General features: G+C 72.0%; 13 protein-coding genes. 6 read left to right on the forward strand and 7 right to left on the reverse strand.

From position 1 onward, the window contains the following. Window positions 1-27 precede the first annotated feature (27 nt). Window positions 28-1,113: an alpha/beta hydrolase-fold protein gene (locus tag AADR41_RS11805; RefSeq protein WP_342281309.1), complete on the reverse strand. Its 1,086-nt coding sequence runs from the start codon at window positions 1,111-1,113 to the stop codon at window positions 28-30. 171 nt (window positions 1,114-1,284) lie between these two features. Here AADR41_RS11805 and AADR41_RS11810 point away from each other — a divergent pair, with 171 nt between their 5' ends. After that, window positions 1,285-1,494 carry an MbtH family protein gene (locus tag AADR41_RS11810; protein WP_342281310.1) on the forward strand — a complete coding sequence of 70 codons (210 nt, stop codon included), beginning with the start codon at window positions 1,285-1,287 and terminating at the stop codon, window positions 1,492-1,494. 251 nt (window positions 1,495-1,745) lie between these two features. Then, window positions 1,746-2,219 (forward strand): GNAT family N-acetyltransferase, encoded by a 474-nt coding sequence (locus tag AADR41_RS11815; protein WP_342281311.1) that lies wholly within the window; start codon window positions 1,746-1,748, stop codon window positions 2,217-2,219. 19 nt (window positions 2,220-2,238) lie between these two features. Here AADR41_RS11815 and argB read toward each other — a convergent pair whose 3' ends face one another. Together argB and AADR41_RS11825 are read right to left on the reverse strand one after the other, a co-directional pair. After that, the gene (gene argB, locus AADR41_RS11820) at window positions 2,239-3,147 is read right to left on the reverse strand and encodes an acetylglutamate kinase (protein WP_342281312.1); all 909 of its coding nucleotides are present in this window, start codon (window positions 3,145-3,147) and stop codon (window positions 2,239-2,241) included. A 501-nt stretch (window positions 3,148-3,648) separates the two neighbouring features. After that, on the reverse strand, window positions 3,649-4,632 hold the full coding sequence (locus AADR41_RS11825) for a LuxR family transcriptional regulator (RefSeq protein WP_342281313.1): 984 nt from the start codon (window positions 4,630-4,632) through the stop codon (window positions 3,649-3,651). 157 nt (window positions 4,633-4,789) lie between these two features. On the opposite strand from AADR41_RS11825, the gene AADR41_RS11830 reads away from it, so the two are divergent. Next, window positions 4,790-6,202: an aminopeptidase P family protein gene (locus AADR41_RS11830; RefSeq protein WP_446751020.1), complete on the forward strand. Its 1,413-nt coding sequence runs from the start codon at window positions 4,790-4,792 to the stop codon at window positions 6,200-6,202. Window positions 6,203-6,238: 36 nt separating this feature from the next. Here AADR41_RS11830 and AADR41_RS11835 read toward each other — a convergent pair whose 3' ends face one another. Next, a complete protein-coding gene (locus tag AADR41_RS11835) occupies window positions 6,239-7,450 on the reverse strand; it encodes a Dyp-type peroxidase (protein ID WP_342281314.1) in 1,212 nt (403 codons plus the stop codon). Between the two features lie 30 nt (window positions 7,451-7,480). On the opposite strand from AADR41_RS11835, the gene AADR41_RS11840 reads away from it, so the two are divergent. After that, window positions 7,481-8,848 carry a right-handed parallel beta-helix repeat-containing protein gene (locus tag AADR41_RS11840; protein ID WP_342281315.1) on the forward strand — a complete coding sequence of 456 codons (1,368 nt, stop codon included), beginning with the start codon at window positions 7,481-7,483 and terminating at the stop codon, window positions 8,846-8,848. Window positions 8,849-8,896: 48 nt separating this feature from the next. Here AADR41_RS11840 and AADR41_RS11845 read toward each other — a convergent pair whose 3' ends face one another. The 3 genes from AADR41_RS11845 to AADR41_RS11855 form a co-directional block, all read right to left on the reverse strand. After that, entirely contained in the window at window positions 8,897-9,733 is an 837-nt protein-coding gene (locus AADR41_RS11845) for a hypothetical protein (RefSeq protein ID WP_342281316.1), read from the reverse strand. Window positions 9,734-9,900: 167 nt separating this feature from the next. Beyond that, window positions 9,901-12,606, reverse strand: a complete 2,706-nt coding sequence (locus tag AADR41_RS11850; protein WP_342281317.1) for an SdrD B-like domain-containing protein — start codon at window positions 12,604-12,606, stop codon at window positions 9,901-9,903. A gap of 500 nt (window positions 12,607-13,106) precedes the next feature. Then, window positions 13,107-14,228: a PP2C family protein-serine/threonine phosphatase gene (locus AADR41_RS11855; RefSeq protein ID WP_342281318.1), complete on the reverse strand. Its 1,122-nt coding sequence runs from the start codon at window positions 14,226-14,228 to the stop codon at window positions 13,107-13,109. 244 nt (window positions 14,229-14,472) lie between these two features. Here AADR41_RS11855 and AADR41_RS11860 point away from each other — a divergent pair, with 244 nt between their 5' ends. Together AADR41_RS11860 and AADR41_RS11865 are read left to right on the forward strand one after the other, a co-directional pair. Next, complete coding sequence (locus AADR41_RS11860; RefSeq protein ID WP_342281319.1) at window positions 14,473-15,501, forward strand: helix-turn-helix domain-containing protein; 1,029 nt, start codon at window positions 14,473-14,475, stop codon at window positions 15,499-15,501. 179 nt (window positions 15,502-15,680) lie between these two features. Further along, on the forward strand, window positions 15,681-19,070 hold the full coding sequence (locus AADR41_RS11865) for a S8 family serine peptidase (RefSeq protein ID WP_342281320.1): 3,390 nt from the start codon (window positions 15,681-15,683) through the stop codon (window positions 19,068-19,070). The last annotated feature ends 149 nt before the right edge of the window (window positions 19,071-19,219 follow it).

Raw genomic sequence — 19,219 nt, forward strand, 5'->3', positions numbered from 1 at the left:
GTGTCTCATGCACGTCCCCGGCACCGCTCAGGCGAGGGCCCAGGCGACATCCCTGAGCAGGGCGTGGCGCCAGCCCGCCCGGTCGTGGTCCGAGGCCGACCGCGACACCCGTACCGTCGCACCGGCCCGCTCGGTCAGCGCCTCGGTCAGCTCGCAGTGCGGCAGCATCCGCGTCTCGTGCTCCCCGACGTCGAACGCGCAGCGCAGACCGGACAGGTCGGGGCCGCTCCGCAGCCGCGCGACGACGGCGCCCCCGACCGGTCCGCCCAACGGGTCCGGCAGGTCCGCCGCGCCCGGCGCCCACCAAAAGGACGGCGACTGGCAGGCGACCCGCGAGACCAGGTCCGGGAACTCCAGCGCCGCGTACAGCGCGCTCAGCCCGCCCAGGCTCTGCCCGGCCACCACCAGTCGGTCCGGGTCGGCGGGGACACCGGATTCCGCGACCAGCGGCAGCAGTTCGTCCCGGACCGCCTCCCACAGCTCGGGCCTGCAGCCGAATTCGGCCTGCCGGTCCTTGGACGGCAGGAAGACCAGGGTGACGGGCGGCATCTCGCCGCAGGCCGCGGCCGATTCGAACGCGGTCGTCGCCGGGTGCAGATGCAGCCAGTCGTCCCCGTCGAGCAGCAGGACCAACGGCCCGCCGCCGCCCACCGGGTGGACGCGCACGGTGCGCCGGCCGCCGAGCCGCTCGCTCGCCCAGCGGAGCCGGGTGCGGGGGAGCGGCAGTACGTCGTCGGCGCCCACGGCCGGCCAGTGCGGCTGGGCCGGGGCGTCCGGGGTCGCGGCGATGGACCGGTCGCCGCCGGCCCCGACCGGGTTGAACGGATCGGCGCAGGCCGCGCCGTCCGCGATGAACCGGTAGGTGACCCGCAGCCGTGCGGGCATCCGCACTTCGGCGTACCAGCAGTCCGTGTCGGCCCACCGGCGCAGGGGGACCGGCGGCGACCAGCTCTCGAAGTCGATGAGGGCCTCGCCGCCGCGCCGGAGGAACAGGGTCCGCCAGCCGCCGCCGTCGGCGGGTACCGACACGGGGGTCCGGGCCACCGCCCAGAACTCGTCGGTGCCGGGCTCGCCGGGCAGTCCGAACCCGGCGAAGGGGCTCACCAGGTGCATCGGCGTCTCCTTGTGAGAGGGAAGGGGAAGAGGTTAGGCTCAGTCGGTATTAGGTGAGCCTAACCTAATGACTTGGCTCCCTCTGTTTCCGATACCGCCCGCACCCGAGCCCTGACGCACACTCACGACGCCGCCGTCACCGGCCCGTCGGCCCCGAGGAGGCCCCGACACATGAGCACCAATCCCTTCGACGACCCCGAAGGCCGTTTCCTGGTCCTGGTGAACGACGAGGGGCAGCACTCGCTCTGGCCCTCCTTCGCCGAGGTGCCCGGCGGCTGGACGATCGCCTTCGACGAGAACAGCCGAGAGGCCTGCCTGGAGTACATCGAGACCCACTGGACCGATCTGCGCCCCCGGTCCCTCGCGGCGGCCACCGACTGAACCGGCACGGCGTAACCCCGCCCTCGCCTGCGGGAAGGGCTCGTCGGTGGCTGCCTCCGTCGCCTCGGAGCGGCACCGCGGCGAGCAGATCTCCGACCGCGAACCGGGTTCCGATCGGCCGGGTTCCGGTCGTGAACCGGGTTCCGGTCGTGAACCGAGTGAGGAAAGTCTTGATCACGGCCCCGCCGCGCCATGCCCCGTCGCGCCCCGCCCCACTGCGTCCCGCGTTCCCCGCGTTCCCCGCGCTTCCCGTGGCGACACATTCCGTGCGTCCCGCCCGCGCGGAGGACGCCGCCGAACTCGCCGTACTGTCACGGCCGTTCGTCCGTTCGGGGGCGTTGCGGGAGCGGCCCGCCGCGCTCTACGCCGTCCACGCGGCCGACTTTCTCGTGGCGCAGGGGCCCGGGTGCCCCGTCGAGGGCGCCGTCGGCCTGCGGGTGTACCCGGCGGGCCCGGGAGAGGCGCACGGTGCCGTGGGCGTTCTGTACAACTTCTGTGTGGCCGGGCACCGGCAGGGGTACGGGGTGGGCGCCGGGCTCCTGCGCGCCGCGCTGGCCACGGCCCGCGCCCGGTCGCTCGGCGCCCTGTTCACGGCGACGACCGGCGGTGGTGACCTGTTCCTCCAGTACGGCTTCGTGCCCACGGCCGCGCGCTCGGCACCCACGTCCTGGGCAAAGTCCCTGGACCCCCGTCGCAACGCGCGGATCCTTTCGACGATTCTCTGACCACGGGTCCGGGCCCGGGTCAGGCGGCGTCTTCGCCGTGGTCCGGGCCGTCGCCGGGAACCACCGTGGTGCCGGGGCCGGTCTCGCCGAGGACGCCGTGGAGCACGGCGTGCGGTACGCGGCCGTCGAGCACCTTCGCCTTGCGGACTCCGCCGCGGACGGCCCGCAGGCAGCCCTCCATCTTCGGCAGCATTCCGCCGGCCAGCCCCGGCAGCAGCCCGTCCAGCGCATCGGCCGTCAGCTGCTCCACCACCTCGGTGCTGTGCGGCCAGTCCGCGTACAGCCCGGCCACATCGGTGAGCATCACCAGCCGCTCGGCACCGAGGGCCACGGCGAGTGCCGACGCGGCCAGGTCGGCGTTGACGTTGTAGACCTCTCCGTCCTCGCCCCGCGCCACGGGGGAGACCACCGGGATGTGTCCCTGTTCCAGGAGCGTGCCCACCATGCCCGGGTTGACGTCCACGACTTCACCGACGAGGCCGATGTCCACTGCCCGGCCGTCCACCCGGGCCGGCCGCCGCACCGCCGTCATGGTGTGCGCGTCCTCCCCCGTCATGCCCACGGCATAGGGCCCATGGGTGTTGATGAGGCCGACCAGTTCCCGCTGGACCCGGCCGCTCAGCACCATGCGCACCACCTCCATGGTCTCCGGAGTGGTGACCCGCAGGCCCGCCTCGAAGCGGGTCTCCAGGCCGAGGCGGTCGAGCATCGAGCTGATCTGTGGGCCGCCGCCGTGGACGACGACCGGGCGCAGGCCCGTGTGCCACAGCTCCACGACGTCCTGTGCGAAGGTCCGTTGCAGCTCCGCGTCCACCATGGCGTTGCCGCCGAACTTGACGACGACCGTGCCGCTTCGCGGTTCCTCCGGCCGGAAGTGTGGCCTCGCGGACGGACGCGCGCTCGCGCGCTCCGTGACGACCGGTCCCATGTCTGCCCCCACCCTGGTCGTTCGGCCGAATCACCGATCTCGCTTAACTTAGCCTAGCCTAAGTGGGTGTTGCGCCAGGAGCTGTCCCGTCGCGACCGCGGCGGCCGCCACACCTTCTGCCGTCACCGCCGACGCCTGTCGGGGTGAGGGCCGCGCCCGCGCGCGTGCCCGCCGGAGGATCGGGGTCGGCCTCGGTTTGTGCAGGCTGGCGCCCACGACGCGCTTGTTGTCCTTGTACCGCTAGGCCGGGAAACAGCGGGTCGGCCTCCCGCTGCGCGGTGCTCCGGCCGGTGTTCCAGCGTTCGTTGCCGTCGAGGCCGCGGCACCGACGTGAGGTGTCGGTGTGGTTGCCGAGCGCGACCACGAAGCCCTCGGCGGTCCGGGGCCACGCCGGCGCCTCAGAGGGCTGCGATGCGCGGGTGACCCGGTCGGCGGAGGAGTCGGAGGATCTCCAAGTGCCTTACCTCGTATTAGCGTTGGACGCACAGCGGCAGGGCGGCATCACAGCCAGCCGTTGCGCTGGGCCTGCAGGGCCATTTGGAACCGGTTCGCGGCGCCCAGCCGGGCCATCAGGATCTGCAGCCGGCGGAAGAGCGTACGGCGGCTGATGTCCAACTCGCGGGCGATGACGTCGTCGCCCGCTCCTCCCGCGAGGAGCCACAGCAGACGCCGGTCGGCGGGTTGCAGGCCGCCCGGGCGAGTGGTGTGACCGTGGAACGGCAGCGCGTTGTGCCAGGACTGCTCGAACAGCGCCATGAGCGCGGAGAGCAGCCCGCACGGCTGCACGATCAGCATGGTGTTGTGTACGTCCGCCTCCTGGATCGACAGTGACACCAGTGCGTACGCCTCATCGATGATCACCAGCTTGACCGGCACCGACGGCAGCACCCGGGCCTGCTCACCGGCCTTGATGCACGGTTCGATGACGTCCTTCAGATGGCCCGGGTGCTCCAGCGACTCCCGCGAGTACACGACCCGCTGCGTCACCCCTCTGGCGAGGGTGGCCAGCCCGTCGTCCGTGGCCTCCGCCAGCGGGAAGTACGGCGGTGACTCGAACTGCCGGATCTGGTCGCGGGCGCTGGCCCAGGCCTGACGAATCCTGGGGCCGATGGCATCGCCGGTGACGACCTCGACGAGATTGTCGTTGTACGCGGCCAGCCGCTGCCGCCGGAACGAATCGAAGGCGCCCCCGACGGTGATGCGCGACTCCTCGACCTCGGCCGCACGGTGCCGGGCCAGGATCTCCAGGCCGGCGGTCGGCGGAACCGGGGCCACCACGTCCCCGTCCTCCGCTGCGGCGCCGGCCAGCCCGGCGTCGACCAGCGCCCCGTACGCGGCGTCCAGATCCGCGCCGTCCAGACCGGCCGAGGCGGCGATCGCGCCCAACGGGGCGGGGGCCAGTTCGAGCAGCGCCAGATACACCCGGCTCGCCTCCTCACCGATGCCCAGCAGCCGAAGCGCCTCACCCAGTCTCGCGTTCGTCATATGCCCCATTATCGACACCTCCGGCCGGCCGATGTGGCCGATCCGTGCCAGTGGCACTCCTCGGCGCCGAAGACGGTCCGCGGCGGATAGCGTCCGGCGAGGGCGCCGAGCCGCACCGCTCGCCGCCGAGGAACCCACCCAGAGGAAGGCGTACGCAGTGGCCAAGGGGCGAAAGAACGGTCTCTACTCAGGGATCTCCGAGGAACTGTCTGCTCTGATGCGGACGGGCTGGGCGGACACCGAGCGGCACGACCTGCGACTCGACGAGCAGGCCCCGTACGCGGCCCGCCGCCGTGCCGCGCTCTCCGGGCGCTTCCCGGGCGAACGCCTGGTGATCCCCTCCGGGAACCTCAAGACCCGTTCGAACGACGACACATACCCGTTCCGCCCGTACACCGGCTATGTGCACATGACCGGGGACCAGGCCCGGGACGGCGCCCTCGTGCTCGAACCCCGGGCGGACGGCGGCCACGACGCCTACTGCTACCAGCTGCCGCGGGACGGCAGGGACAACGACGAGTTCTGGACCGGCGCCACGGCGGAACTGTGGATGGGACGTCGCCGCTCCCTCGCCGAGTCGGAGCTGGTGCTCGGCCTGCCCTGCCGGGACGTCCGCACCGCGGCCGCCGACCTGGCCGCCGCCTCCGGCGCGCCGACCCGGATCGTCCGGGGCGTCGACCCGTCCCTCGAAGCCGCCGTCACCACCGACGAGGAGCGCGACGACGAACTGGAGGAGGCGCTCAGCGACCTCCGTCTCGTCAAGGACGACTGGGAGATCGGTGAGCTCCGCAAGGCCGTCGACTCCACGGTGCGCGGGTTCACCGACGCGATCGGTGAGCTCTCCGGCGCGATCGCGTCGTCCGAGCGGTGGATCGAGGGCACCTTCTTCCGCCGCGCACGCCTGGAGGGCAACGCCGTCGGCTACGGCTCGATCTGCGCGGCGGGCGAGCACGCCACGATCATGCACTGGACGGACAACGACGGTCCGGTGCGCCCGGGGGAGCTCCTCCTGTTCGACGCCGGTGTGGAGACGCACACCCTCTACACCGCCGACGTCACCCGCACACTGCCGATCAGCGGCACCTTCACTCCTCTGCAGCGCAAGGTCTACGACGCGGTGTACGAGGCCCAGGAAGCCGGCATGGCGGCCGTGAAGCCGGGCGCCGCGTACCGGGACTTCCACGAGGCGTCCCAGCGCCACCTCGCGGCACGGCTGGTCGAGTGGGGCTTCGTCGAAGGACCCGCCGACCGCGCGTACGAGCTCGGCCTCCAGCGCCGCTTCACCATGGCGGGCACCGGCCACATGCTCGGTCTGGACGTCCACGACTGCGCGCAGGCCCGCAACGAGGAGTACGTCGGCGGCGCACTGGAGCCGGGCATGGTCCTCACCGTCGAGCCCGGCCTGTACTTCCAGCCGGACGACCTCACCGTGCCCGAGGAATGGCGCGGCATCGGCGTCCGGATCGAGGACGACCTGGTCGTCACCGACGACGGCCACGAGAACCTGTCGGCGGGGCTGCCCCGGTCGGCGGACGAGGTCGAGGAGTGGATGGCCCGCGTCGCGGGCTGAGCGCGCCGGGGCGGTGAACGCGTGGGCCAAGGGGCGTCATGCCCAGAGCCGTTCGCCGAGAGTCCCGGCGGATCCGGCACCGGGCAGGACGTAGGCCACGGCCGAGGCCCGGTGCTGGAGGAACGGGTTGAGGGCGTCGCGGCCGGCCAGCCGGTTCTGGACGCGGGTGAACTGGGCGGCGTCGCGCATGAAGGCACAGAAGAGGAGGCCGCGGTCGCCCGGTCCGTCGTCGTAGCTGTAACTGCGGCGGAGCATACGGGCACCGCCGTCGAAGCGGGGGCTGGCGAGGCGCACGTGGGCGGTGGCGGGGATGACGTAGGAACCGTCGGGGTTCTTGGCGTAGATGTCCGGCTCGTCGCGCTCGGCGGTGCCGGTGAGAGCGACTCCGTCCCGGGCACGGCGGCCGATCACCCGGTCGCGCCGGTCCTCGGAGAGGGCCGCGAAGCCCTTCACGTCCATGTGGATCCGGCGGTAGACCAGAACGGTGCCGTCCTCGTGGGCCCCGGGCGGGCCCCAGACCCACTGCTCGGCAGCCTCGTGATCGGGGTTGGCGGTGCCGTCCTTGGAACCGAACAGGTTGCGCGGGGTGGTGCCCGGGGGAGTGTGGGGCAGGAAGCCGGACTGCGACCAGCGCGGCACGGCGCCCGCGGTGTGAGCGGCGGCGGCGACGAGTTCGGCGACGACGGCGAGCGTCCAGCGGTCGGCCGCGCTCAGCTGGACCAGGACATCGCCGTTGCTGCGGCGCGGGTCGAGGCGGTCGCCGGGGAACGGCGGCAACTCCGCCAGCGAGGCCGGGACATCGAGGTCCAGCCGGGCGGCGAGGGCGGGGCCGACGCCGACCAGGGAGGTGAGCCGGGTCGTGCCACCGCCCTGCAGCCGCGCGTCCGGCGGGGAGTCGGCGGCGGCGGAGGCGAGCGTGCCGCTCAGCGCGGCCAGGACACCGCGAAGAACCTTCCGGTCGGCGGCGGCCGAGGTCCGGGGGAGGTCGAAGGACAGCAGGTGCGTCGCCGGTTGCTGGGGCGCCGTGACACCTGCCTGCCGGGCGCCGCGGAAGGGGATCGCGTCCTCGGCCGGCGGGGGGCCGGCGGTGGCCCGGCCGGCCGGCCGGTCGCCCCTCGCCAGTTCGTCGGCCGCCGCGCCGGCCCCGGCGGCGAGCACCGCTCCGGCGGCTAGCAGTGCCCGGCGCCGCCCGACACCGGTTGCCGCGGGGCGGGGCGGATCCTGCTCATTTCCGTGTCGGGTGGGCATGAGCCCATTGGAGACGATAAAACATCCTCCATGCAAACCCTGTCTGCATTACGCCAGTTGAACGCCTCGACCGTCCCGAAAGCGGTGTTCCGGGCGGTGTCGCGTCTGTCGGTACTGATCGTCCCGCTCGCGCTGGCGGCCACCGGATGCTCCGGCACGGAACCGGCCCCCGGCGACGCACGGCATCCGGCGGGGAGTGTGCTGCGCGTCCCGCAGGACTTCCGCTCGGTGCAGCAGGCGGTGGACACCGCCCGCGAGGGCGAGACGGTACTGATCGGCCCCGGTGTGTACCGGGAGAGCGTACGTCTCACCAAGCCCCGCGTGGTCCTGCGCGGAACGGACCGCAACAAGGTGGTCTTCGACGGCGGTGTGCGTCTGGCCAACGGCATCACCGTGACCGGCGCGGGCTCGGTGGTGGAGAACCTCACCGTGCATGGCTACCTCGCCAACGGCGTCCTGTTCACCGGGGTCACCGACGAGCGGTTGCAGCAGCGCGGCGCCGGCGGCTCCGCCTACGACCCGCTGGACACCACCCGTTTCCCCGCCGTCCGCGGATTCCGCGCGACCCGGGTCACGGCGTACAACAACGGCCTGTACGGCATCTACGCCTTCGACGCGCGCGACGGAGTGATCGAGGACTCCTACGCCTCCGGACACGCCGACTCCGGCATCTACGTCGGCCAGTGCAAGCCCTGCTCCACCGTCGTCCGCGGCAACACCGTGGAGCGCAACGCGGTCGGCATCGAACTGACCAACGCCTCGGACGGCCTGTCGGTGCTGGGCAATCGCGTCGCCCGCAACCGGGTCGGTGTCACGGTCAACTCCAACGATCTGGAGGCCCTCGCCCCGCAGCACGGCGCGGTGATCGCGGGCAATGTGGTGGCCGACAACAACGCCGCCGACACACCCGAGCAGGCCGACGGGGGCTTCGGTATCGGCATCGGTATCGGCGGCGGCACCGCGAACCGCGTCCAGCGCAACCTGATCCGGGGCAACCGGGCGGCCGGAGTGGTGGTCACCGACCCGCCGGGGCACCCGGCGAGCGGCAACCGGGTCGAAGGAAACCGCGCCACCGGCAACGGCGTCGACCTCGTACTGGCCTCGGCCGACCCCGGCAACTGTTTCGCGGGCAACCGGCCAGGCACCCAGAGCCCGGACGGCCTGGAGGGACGCGCGGGCTGCGGCGCCCGCGACGGGGGCGCACTTCCGACCGGCCGGACCGCTCCGGTGCAGCCGCCGCCCGGCGTCCCGTTCAGTGAGGTGCCGGCCCCGCCCGCCCAGCCGTCCATGCCGGACCCGACGGCCCCGGGCAGCCCGGCGACCGGCCTGCCCGGGGCCGTCGACCCGGCCACGTATCCGCTCCCGAAGGACGTGGACGCGGTGCCGCGCCCGCGCTGAGCACGACAGCGCCGCGGGGTGAGCCGGAGCGCACCGGCAACCCGGGTCTCAGCCGGTGCCCCACGGCGCCTCGGGGAGTTTCGCGCGGCTCTCGCGCCCGGAGAACTCCACGGTGGTCGGAGTCCCCAGGCCCGGCATCCGCATCGTCACCCGCCGCAGGCCGCCGTCACCGTCGACCCAGTAGGTCAGCGGAGACCGTCCGCCGTCGGAACCCGCACGGGGGGTGGCACCCTGGGCGCGCGGCCCGGCGAACCGGTCGTAGCCGCGGCCGTCGATGCGATCACGGCCCAGCCATCGGGCCCCGGACTGGGCGAGCAGCATCGGGTTGTCGGGGCGGTCCGCCCCGAGCCCGATCAGCAACTGGAGCCCGGCGTCCAGCGGATCGCTGGTGTAGGAGCGCGAGGACCAGCCCGAGCGAGGGATGTGCCCGGCCTGCTGCCAGGGCGGTCCGCTGTCGTCCTCGGGCACGGGGGCCAGGCCGAGGCCGCCGGTGTCCCAGACGATCAGCCCGCGATCGAGCTGCCCGGTGACGGGCGGCCCGGAGGCGCCGGAGGACCCGGTCGATCCGGTGACCTGGTAGCTCCCCACGGCCCGATGGGCCCGGTAGTCCACGACCCCCTTGACCCGCACCACCACGCCGCCGCCCTCGGCGGCGGTCAGGGTCACCGCCACGGGACTGGCCCGGTACAGATTCAGCCGCGACAGCGCCAGCCTGGACGCCTCCTCCGTCGTCACCGGCCGCTCGGCCGTGGCGGAGCCGTCGGAGTGGCTGCGGTAGGCGGCCAGGCCGCCCACCGCGGCACCGCACGCCGTGATCGCGATCAGTGTTCTCAACCAGAGGGCCCGACGCGGCGTACGGCCGTCGGTCTTCCTCTTCCGCGCCATGCGGTCGCCTTCTCTCATCGGTCGGTGATGCGGGAGTCGGTCATGCGGGAGGGCGGGTTCGTGAACGGCTGGTCCGCGAACCCGCCCGACCCGGCCCGATCCAAACGAAGGACCCCAGGGCCTCTCGTTCGGTTCAGGCCGGGCTCGCGTGATCCAAACGAAGGGCCCTAGTGGTGCTGTGCCCTTCGCCTGCGCATCAGTACGACCAGGGCCGCACCGAGGCCGGTGAGCGCGACGCAGCCGGCCAGAGCCAGCTGAACCGCCTGACTCATACCCGTGGACGCCATACCCGAGTGGGAGGTGTGGCCGGGTTCACCGGGTGCGCCCGGAGCGTTCGGCCAATCCGGCTTGTCCCCACCCGGCACCGGCTTCGTCGGTTTCGGCGTCGGCTCGGTGGTGTGGAGCCGTCGGTTGACCGCTGTCACCGAGACCCCGTCGTCGAGGTTCTCGGCGGTCAGCACCAGCGGCCCGAACACGGGCTCCTTCGGTGCGGCGTAACCCTCGGGCGGGCTGACCTCCTGCCAGTAGTACGTGCCCGGCGTGCCGGTGCCGCGGCAGATGCCGTCGGTCCGGGTGGTGCAGGGCTTGCCGACCTTCGTGTCCGGGTCCTCACCGGTGGTCTGCAGTTCGTCGGAGCCGTTCGTCTCCTTCCACAGCTGGAATTTCGCGTGGGCCAGCGCTCTGCCGTGCTGGTCGTGCTTGACCAGCCGCAGCTCGCCCTCCTGTTGCCGGAAGCCGAAGTCGTAGGTGTGGTCGTTCTCCCCGGGCCCGCCGGTGGTCAGCGCCCGCTCCGGGTAGCGCGCGCTGCGCGGGACGATGCCCTTGGAGTCGATGAAGTGGTTGTCGCCGACATCCGCTTCCGTGGGCACCCACTGGTGGAGCGGACCGCCCTCGGCGTAGTCGGCCGGTTTGTCGAGGCGGATGGTGTATTTGGTCCTCGGCCGGAGACCTCCGGTGACATTGGAGTCGTCGAAGTAGTACTCGCCGCGCGCCGTCGTCTCCGTCGTTCCCACGAGCTTGCCCGACTCGTCGTACAGGTTGACGGTCGCTCCCACGACCGGGCGTTGGCCCGGGTTCTGGATTCCCTTGCGCTCGGGGTCGTACCAGACCCGGTTGCCGATCTGGAGCGGGGCCTGGTCGCAGAGCACCTCCAGGTCGCCCATCGAGGCGCCCTTGCCGAACGGGGCCACGGCACCCGGCGGGTTGAGGCGCAGGCCGAACTTCGGGTCCTGCGTGCCGTCGCGCTGGAGGAACGATGTGCCGTACCCGAGAGCGGTGTGGTTGGGGTCGAAAGCGGAGACCGCGATGGTGTTCTCGACCTTGGAGAGCGCCATGCCGGCGAACGCCGTGTTGCGGTGACCACCCCAGCTGGTGTCGAAGAAACGGGTGCCCCTGGGGGACCGCCCGCAGCCGTTGTTGGTGTCCATCACATACATGTCGTCCACCGAACAGGCCTTGTTCAGGTCACCGCCCGACATGACGACGGCGGCGGAGCCCGGCGTGGGACCGGCCGGCGCGCGGTCGCCGAAGCGGTCGCGGAAGGCCAGCAGCATCGAGCCGTCGGACTCGAAGTCGATCTCACCCAACTCCGGTTCGGGGTTGGCGATGGTGGAGTTGCCGCACGGACGGCCGTTCTGCGAGTCCGGGTAGGTGCTCGTCCACGGGAACCAGCCCGCGCCGTCGCACGGGCCACCGCCGACCGTGGACTGGCGCGGGTAGTCCAGCGGCTGGTCCAGCACCGGCTTGCGGAACGCCCCGGTGCCGAGGTCGAAGGGCATGACCACGGCGCGCAGGTCCGAGAGCTTCCCGGTGGACTCGCCGGAGCACACCCCGCCGACGTAGCCGACGCCGTCACGCAGACCGAGGCCGAACGGGCGCCAGTCCGCCGCCGCCGGACAGCCCGGATCCGGGATGGCGGCGACGGCCTCGGGCTTCGCCGCGGTCGCCGCCGTGGCGTCGTAGCGGTAGAGCTTGCGGTTGTTGAGGTTGACGACGAACAGGTCCTTGCCGTCTTCGGTGATCTTGATGCCGCCCAGGCTCTCCTTGCCGGGCGCGTCGAGGAAGGCGTCGTCGGTGCCCTGGCCGTGCTCCGTCGTCCCCGCGTCCGGGACGACGGTGAACAGGGTGGTCGACTTCTGCGCGCGGTCGGTCACGTAGATGCCGCCGGCGCCGCCCGGACCGTAGTCCGTGGTGCGCTTGGCGAGCGCCGAGGAGAACACCCGCCTGTCGGCCTTGTTCCACGCGATGCCGAAGAGCGTGCCGGTCTCGGCGTCGGTGGCGATGTTCGTGACGTTGACGTCGACGCCGTCCTGGCCCCGTGCGCTGTAGGGGAAGGAGACCAGCGTGCGCTGGGTTCCCCCCTCGCGCGTGGCGGGCTGACAGGTCGTCACCAGCGGTGCGTTCTTCTGGCAGTAGTCACCCGGGCTCCAGAGCCCGGTGGTGTACGCCACGTTCTTTCCGCCGGAGAGGTCGACGAACTCCTCGTTGCTGCTCAGCTGGTTGGGTGCACCGTCCAGCCCCTTGCGCGAGGCGAAGGCGGGAAACAGTGCTCCCGGCTTCGGATTCACCACCTGTACCCGGTACTTGCCGCCGCTGGGTCCGTCCGCCGCCGGGGTGAGCTTCACGGTGCCGTCGGCCGCGGTGACCCCCTCGATGCCGGTCCCGGCGTCGTCGGTGAGGGTCACCTTGACGCCCGCGATGCCCGGTTCCAGCGCGGGGGTCCACACTCCGGTGTTGTCCACGGCCCGGATCACCCGGACCGTCACCGTCCCGTCCCCCGCCTGCGAGTGCGCCACGGGCGCGACGGCTAACGAGCCACTACCGACAGCGAGGGCGAGCGCGGCCAGCGAGCCGACGGTACGGCGACCGGGCACGCCCGGCCTCCGCCGACGCGTCCCGGGCGCGGCTCCCTTCACTTCTTCATTCGTTGATTTCATCTCCTGCTCTCAGTGTTCAGAAGGACGTGAGGTCCTGCCAGTGAGGGAATACATAGAGATGCGGAGAACCGCCTTTACGAGGATCTTAGAAGCGCTCTGGGCAAGATCGCGGAGGAATGGTGAACTCGTCCGCCGTCGAATTCCATGTGGGCGCCACCGATCACGTCGCGGGCGGAATTCGAAAAGACAAGCGAAATTCGCACTCCTGTCCCATCGGTCACTGCGGTGCCGACGCTTCCCCGGTTCCGGGCCGGGACGTCCGCACCGCGGCCGCTGCACTCCTGTGCGGCGCAGGGGCTGCGCCGCACACGAGCCGGTCGTCACCGACGACGGCCACGAGAGCCTGTCGGCGGGGCTGCCCGGCCGGCGGACGAGGCCGAGGAGTGGGACGGCCCGGATCGCGGGACGGCCACGGCGTGGAGAGGCCCGTGCCGCGGTCAGCGGAACGGTGACCGGCGGACGGACAGGATGGCCACGTCGTCGTGCCGGTCACCGCCTCCGGCGAACGCGCGTGCGTCGTCGTAGAGGGTGGCCGGCAGGTCGGTCGGGGCGAGCGTAACGCGTTCGGCGAGGCGTTCGGTGACGGGATAGAACGTGCCGTCGGGGGCGCGGGTCTCGGTCAGCCCGTCGGTGGTCAGCAGCAGTGTCGCGCCGCGCGGGAAGCCGAACCAGCCGACGGTCGCCGGTTCGGCGGCGAGTTCGGCGAGACCGAGCGGGACGCCGGATTCGAGGTCCGGAGTGCTGACGGTGGCGTTGTACAGCAACTGCGGCAGGACGTGCCCGCAGTTGATGGCCTGCGCCTCCTCGTGCGCGTCGATGTTGACGACGAGCGCCGTGACGAACCGTTCGTCGTCGCCGGTCTGTGCGGCGTAGGAGTTGTGCCGCACGACCGAGGCGTCGAGGGAGTCCGCGAGCGCGGTGAGAGTGGGCTCCCGGTGGGCCGCCTCGCGGAAGGCGCCGATGACGGCGAACGCGGCGCCGACCGCGGGCAGGCCCTTGCCCTGCACGTCGCCGATCAGGACCCGGGTGCCCCACGGGGAGTGGACGACGTCGTAGATGTCGCCGCCGACGAGCCGGTCCTCCTGCACGGGCTCGTACACCCCGTCGACCAGCACGTCCTCGGTGAGCATGGGCAGCGGGCGCAGGATGTGCCGCTGCATCGCCGCCGCGGTGGAGCGCAGCCGAAGGGTCTCGTGCTCGCGTTGGACACGACGGTGGCAGGCGTACACGGAGGCCGCGCCCAGGGCGAGGGTGAACAGCATCAGGAGGATCCTGTCGAGCCACGACCCGGCGTCGCCGTTCTGGACCAGCACCGTCACGGCGACCACGAGCGTGGTCCACGCGGCCACGAACTCCGTCTGGCGCACGGTGCACAGCGCCGACGCCGTACCGGGCAGGAACACGAAGAGCCCGAGCAGCCACACCGCAGACCCGGACAGGGTACCGAGGACCAGCACCAGGACGGTCAGTGACACCACGCCGATCACCACCTCGGCGTTGCGCGGTGGCTCGATGGCGTCGTGGGGACGCGCGAGGTGCTTCGGACGCTTACGGGACACGGGACCTCCCGGGCAGGCGGTGTACCCCCGTACGTTAGGCAGGTCCGGCCGCCGGCGGGCCGCGCCCCGCCGGGCGGTGGCCCCTGTGCCGGACCGGCGGGGCGGCCGGGACCGTGATGGTTCCGTCGCGGACACCCCGCCGGGGTGCAGGACGGGCGGCGGCCGGTGGCGGCATTCCGGCCGTGGGATAGGGTCCACCGAACTGTGCCGAGGCGGACACGGCGGCCGCCCGAGGGGGAGCTGGATGCTGGGGGCATTGGGACTGAGTCCGGGCGAAGAGGCCGTCTACACGGCACTGCTGGCCCGTCCGACAGCCTCCGTGCAGGAACTCGTCCGGCAGACCGGAGCCGAGGAGGCCGAAACCGACCGCATCCTGCGTGACCTGGTGTCCCGTGGCCTGGTGGCGGTCGCCACCGAGGCCGGGAGCGGGGCACCCGACTCGGTCGACTGCGTGTCCGGCCGCCGGTCCGTCCGCTACCGGCTCACCCCGCCCTCGGTGGCCCTGGCACCGTTCCTCGTCGAGCAGCGCAACGCGTTGCACCGGGCCGAAGCCGCGCTCTCGATGCTGACCGAGCAGTACCGCAGTACTGCCGCTCACCCTGCGGGCAGCGTCGTGGAGGTGGTCGTCGGCGTGGAGCAGGTCGCCCACCGGTTCCACCAACTGCAGCGCGGTGCCCAGCAGGAGCTGCTCGTCTTCCTCGTGGGCGATCCCATCGCGGTGCCGCGCGAGGACACCGGCGTGTCGGAGAGTTCCGCACTGGACCGCGGTGTCGAGTTCCGGGTGGTGGCTGCCAGGAGCTATCTCGACGGTCCCGACATGGCGAAGGAGGTGCGGGCGGGCATCACGGCGGGCCTGGAACTGCGCCTGGTCGACTCGCTGCCACTGAAGATGGTCGTGTCGGACCGGGAACGCGCCATGGTGCCACTGGACATGGCGGACTGCGGCGGGGAGCCGAGCGCCATCGTGGTGCACCGCAGTGGCCTGCTGGCCGCCCTGGTCCATCTCTTCGAGAAGGAATGGGCCCAGGCCCGGCCGCTCTACACCACTTCCACGGGTGTGCACGCGGAGCCGTCGGCCGATCAGCACCCGACCGCGGGGGAACTGGAGGTCCTCGCCCTGCTGCTGGCAGGGATCTCCGACCGGCGGGCGGCCTCCCAACTCGGCGTCTCCATCCGCACCGTGGAGCGCAGGACGCGCCGTCTGATGGACCTCGCCGGAGCGGATTCGCGCCTCCAGCTCGGATGGCACGCCGCACGCGCGGGCTGGCTCTGACCCCCGACGGGCCTCCCCTCCGGAAGATCACCGGGGCCGGCATCGGCCCGTGGGCACGGCCGTGTGACGGAAAACCGACATGCGGGCAACCCGTCACGCGCGGCCGCCCTACGCGATCCACATGTCTGCCAGGCTGCACCGGCAGCACGGCAGGTTCACGGTTTCGAGTGGGGAGATTCATGCGCTCCATAACACGTATGGCCTTGGGTGCGGCGACCGCCGCCGCCCTGGCCGTCACAGGGGTCACGCCTTCCGGAGCGGCGGATGCGCCGTCCGGCGGCGACGAGGGGACGAGGCCGATTGCCGGCGGCGCGGCCTCGGCGAGGGGCGGCAAGCAGACGACGGTCACGCTCGTCACCGGCGACAAGGTGCTGGTGACCACCGACCCGTCGGGCCACAGCTCCGCGGCAGTGCTGCCCCGCGAGGACGGCACACGGCCGATCGTCCAGACCTATCAGAGGGGCAAGGACCTCTACGTCTATCCCGAGGACGCCACCGGGGCGATCGCCGAGGGCAAGGTCGACGAGCAGCTGTTCAACGTCACCGGGCTCATCCGTCAGGGCTACGACGACACGCACACCGACTCGCTGCCGCTCATTGCCACGTACCGGAACGGTGTGGATGTCGCGAAGAGCGCTCCGGCGGCCCCTCGCGGGTCCGAGCGCGGACTGAGCCTCCCGGCTGTGGAGGGTGTCGCGCTCAAGGCGGGCAAGAACACCGCCGCCACGTTCTGGCAGGACGTCACCGACACCCGCTCACGCGCCGCCTCGGCACTGAAGAAGCTGTGGCTGGACGGCAAGGCGGAAGCCACCCTGGACCGGTCCACCGCGCAGGTGCACGCCCCGGAGGCATGGAAGGCCGGCTACGACGGCAAGGACACCAAGGTCGCCGTGCTGGACACGGGCGTGGACGCCGAGCACCCGGATCTGGTGAACCGGGTCGCCGCCTCCAAGAACTTCACGGACTCCCGGGACACCGACGACCGGGTTGGCCACGGCACCCACACCGCCTCCACGGTCGGCGGGTCCGGAGCGGCCAGTGAAGGCCGCAAGAAGGGCGTGGCCCCCGGCACTTCCCTGCTCATCGGCAAGGTCCTCAACGACGGGGGATCCGGCCAGACCTCCTGGATCATCGCGGGCATGCAGTGGGCCGTCGACCAGCAGGCCGACGTCGTCTCCATGAGCCTGGGCAACCCCGCGATCGGCGACTGCAACGACCCGATGGCCCAGGCCACGCAGCAGCTCTCGCAGAGCAGTCGCACCCTGTTCGTCGTCGCCGCCGGCAACGCCGGCCCGGCCACCGAGACCGTCTCCTCACCCGGCTGCGTGCCCGGTGTGCTGACCGTCGGTGCCGTCGACCGCGACGACACCACCGCGCAGTTCTCCAGCCGCGGCCCCGTGGCCGTCACCCACACCCTCAAGCCCGAGATCGCCGCCCCCGGCGTCGACATCTCGGCGGCCGGCGCGGGCGGCCGCGGCGTCTACGCCTACCGGACGATGTCCGGTACCTCCATGGCCACCCCGCATGTCGCGGGCGCCGCGGCCGTCGTCCGCCAGGCCCACCCCGACTGGACCGCGCAGCAGATCAAGGCCGCCCTGGTCTCCTCCGCCCGCACCGGCGGCAAGGTCGCCGGCGCCGACCGGACCGGCGCCGGCGTCCTCGACGTGTTCGGCGCGGTGAACCAGAAGGTGCTCTCCGCGCCCGCCGTCCAGGCCGGCAGCTACAACTGGCCGCAGGACACCTCCGACCGCACCACCGTGCAGGTGCCCTTCACCAACATGAGCGGGAGCGACCTCACCCTGGATCTGAAGGTCAGCGGTGTGCACGGCAACGACGGCAGCGAGGTCCGCTCCGGCATCGTCGAGCTGGAAGAGGGAAAGGTGAGGGTACCTGCGGGGGCCACCGCTCAGGTACCGCTGCGGATCGACCCCACCGCCCGTCTGAAGGACGCCCAGTACGGTGCGGTCACCGGCCGGATCCTGGCCACCGGCGACGACGTGCACGTCTCCGTGCCCGTCACGCTCCACGTCGAGCCGGAGACGGTCACGCTCCGGGTCGAGGTCATCGACCGCAACGGCAAGCCCGCGGCCGGCCCCTCGTCCCTGGACCTGGTCAGCCTCGACACCGACAAGGGCGAGCGCCGCAGCAACAACGGCGCGACCGGGCAGACGTACCGGGTGCGCCCGGGTGACTACGCCCTCAGCAGCTTCGTGGCGACGTACGACGCGGGCAACGTGGCCGAGTCGGTCGGCTACCTCGCGAAGCCGCAGCTGCGGATCACCGGTGACGCCACTGTCGTCCTCGACGCCCGCAGGGCCCACCGGCTGAGCCTGCGCACCGACCGCCCCTCGACGGTCGACAACACCACGTTCAGCTACGCCCGCACGTGGGACGACACCTGGCAGACATCCGGATCGTTCATGGCCGGCGACACCATCCAGAAGTTCTACGCGGATGTCGACGGGCGTGCCGGGAAGGGCACCTTCGAGTTCCGGCCCACCTGGCGCGCGACCGGCTCCGAGGGCGGCTCGCCCTACGTCTACAACCTGTCCTTCCCGACCGAGGGTTCGCTGCACTCCGACCAGGTCTACAAGCCCAAGGACGCCAAGCTGGCCCGGGTCACCGAAAAGTGGAACGCCATGGGCAAGGAGGGCGACTACATCGACGCGATGTTCATCCGCCCTTCCGGGAGCAGCGGCAGCTACGTCCCCGTGAGCCCGTTCGGCTCCGTCCACGTGCCCGTCACCCGCACCGCCTACTACACGACCGGCGGCGACGCCTGGTCGCACGGTGCGATGACCAGCTTCCCGTTCGCCGCGTTCATGAGTGACCAGCTGCGCACCTACCGGACCGGACAGCGGAGCGCCGAGGAGTGGTACGGCGGCCCCCTGCGGCCGGCCGCACCGCGCGACGCCGACGGCCGGCTGATGCTGAACGCCGAGCGGCAGGGCGACCTGATGGGCTTCCAGAACGCGCTCTGGGTCGACGGCTCAGGCGACCACTGGTCCTACGGCGGATCGTTCGGAGACCTCGGCAACCTGGCGCTGAAGCGCAACGGTGAGCAGATCGCCACCAGCGCCTACCCGTACGACGTGTTCGAGGTGCCGGACGAGGACTCCGCGTACGAGCTCACCCAGAACCTGGAGAAGATCGACACCTCGGACCGGAACTGGCTCCGCTCCACCGCCGTCAAAACCACCTGGAGCTTCCGCTCCCACCGGGAGCCCGACGTCTACTCGCGGGGCCTGCCGATCCTCTCCCCGGCGTACGACGTGCCGGTGGACGGCCTGAACACCCTGCCCGCGCGGAGCGGCATCGAGGTCGGCCTGTCGGTCGAGGGCCACGCCGGGTACACCCCGGGCGCCATCGAGGCGGCCACGCTGTCCTACTCCTACGACGGCGGCACCACCTGGACCCAGGCGCCGACCGGGCAGCGGGACGGCGAGTGGACGGCCGTCCTCGACCTCACCGGCGCCACCGGCAAGCAGGTCATGACGAAGGCCACCGTCAAGGACGCCAAGGGCAACGCGGTCACCCAGACCATCACCCGCGCCTTCGACGTCCGCTGACCACCTCGTCCGACCGGGCGGGCCCCCACGGCGGGAGGCCCGCCCGCACCGCGTGCCGGGCGGAATGTGGAGGATCTTCGTCCGGCAAAGGACACATGTGGTGGACATATGGGGAGATCCGGCGAGTGTCCCGACCCCCTCTCCCGCCG

Origin of the sequence: Streptomyces sp. CLV115 (assembly GCF_038448545.1) — a bacterium.
GTDB lineage: Bacteria > Actinomycetota > Actinomycetes > Streptomycetales > Streptomycetaceae > Streptomyces > Streptomyces sanglieri.

What these genes read in the sequence shown, in the direction of transcription:
- AADR41_RS11805 (WP_342281309.1), bottom strand. Translation starts at nt 1,113, where the DNA reads ATGCACCTGGTGAGCCCCTTCGCCGGGTTCGGACTGCCCGGCGAGCCC.
- AADR41_RS11810 (WP_342281310.1), top strand. Translation starts at nt 1,285, where the DNA reads ATGAGCACCAATCCCTTCGACGACCCCGAAGGCCGTTTCCTGGTCCTG.
- argB (WP_342281312.1), bottom strand. Translation starts at nt 3,147, where the DNA reads ATGGGACCGGTCGTCACGGAGCGCGCGAGCGCGCGTCCGTCCGCGAGG.
- AADR41_RS11825 (WP_342281313.1), bottom strand. Translation starts at nt 4,632, where the DNA reads ATGACGAACGCGAGACTGGGTGAGGCGCTTCGGCTGCTGGGCATCGGT.
- AADR41_RS11835 (WP_342281314.1), bottom strand. Translation starts at nt 7,450, where the DNA reads ATGCCCACCCGACACGGAAATGAGCAGGATCCGCCCCGCCCCGCGGCA.
- AADR41_RS11840 (WP_342281315.1), top strand. Translation starts at nt 7,481, where the DNA reads ATGCAAACCCTGTCTGCATTACGCCAGTTGAACGCCTCGACCGTCCCG.
- AADR41_RS11845 (WP_342281316.1), bottom strand. Translation starts at nt 9,733, where the DNA reads ATGGCGCGGAAGAGGAAGACCGACGGCCGTACGCCGCGTCGGGCCCTC.
- AADR41_RS11860 (WP_342281319.1), top strand. Translation starts at nt 14,473, where the DNA reads ATGCTGGGGGCATTGGGACTGAGTCCGGGCGAAGAGGCCGTCTACACG.
- AADR41_RS11865 (WP_342281320.1), top strand. Translation starts at nt 15,681, where the DNA reads ATGCGCTCCATAACACGTATGGCCTTGGGTGCGGCGACCGCCGCCGCC.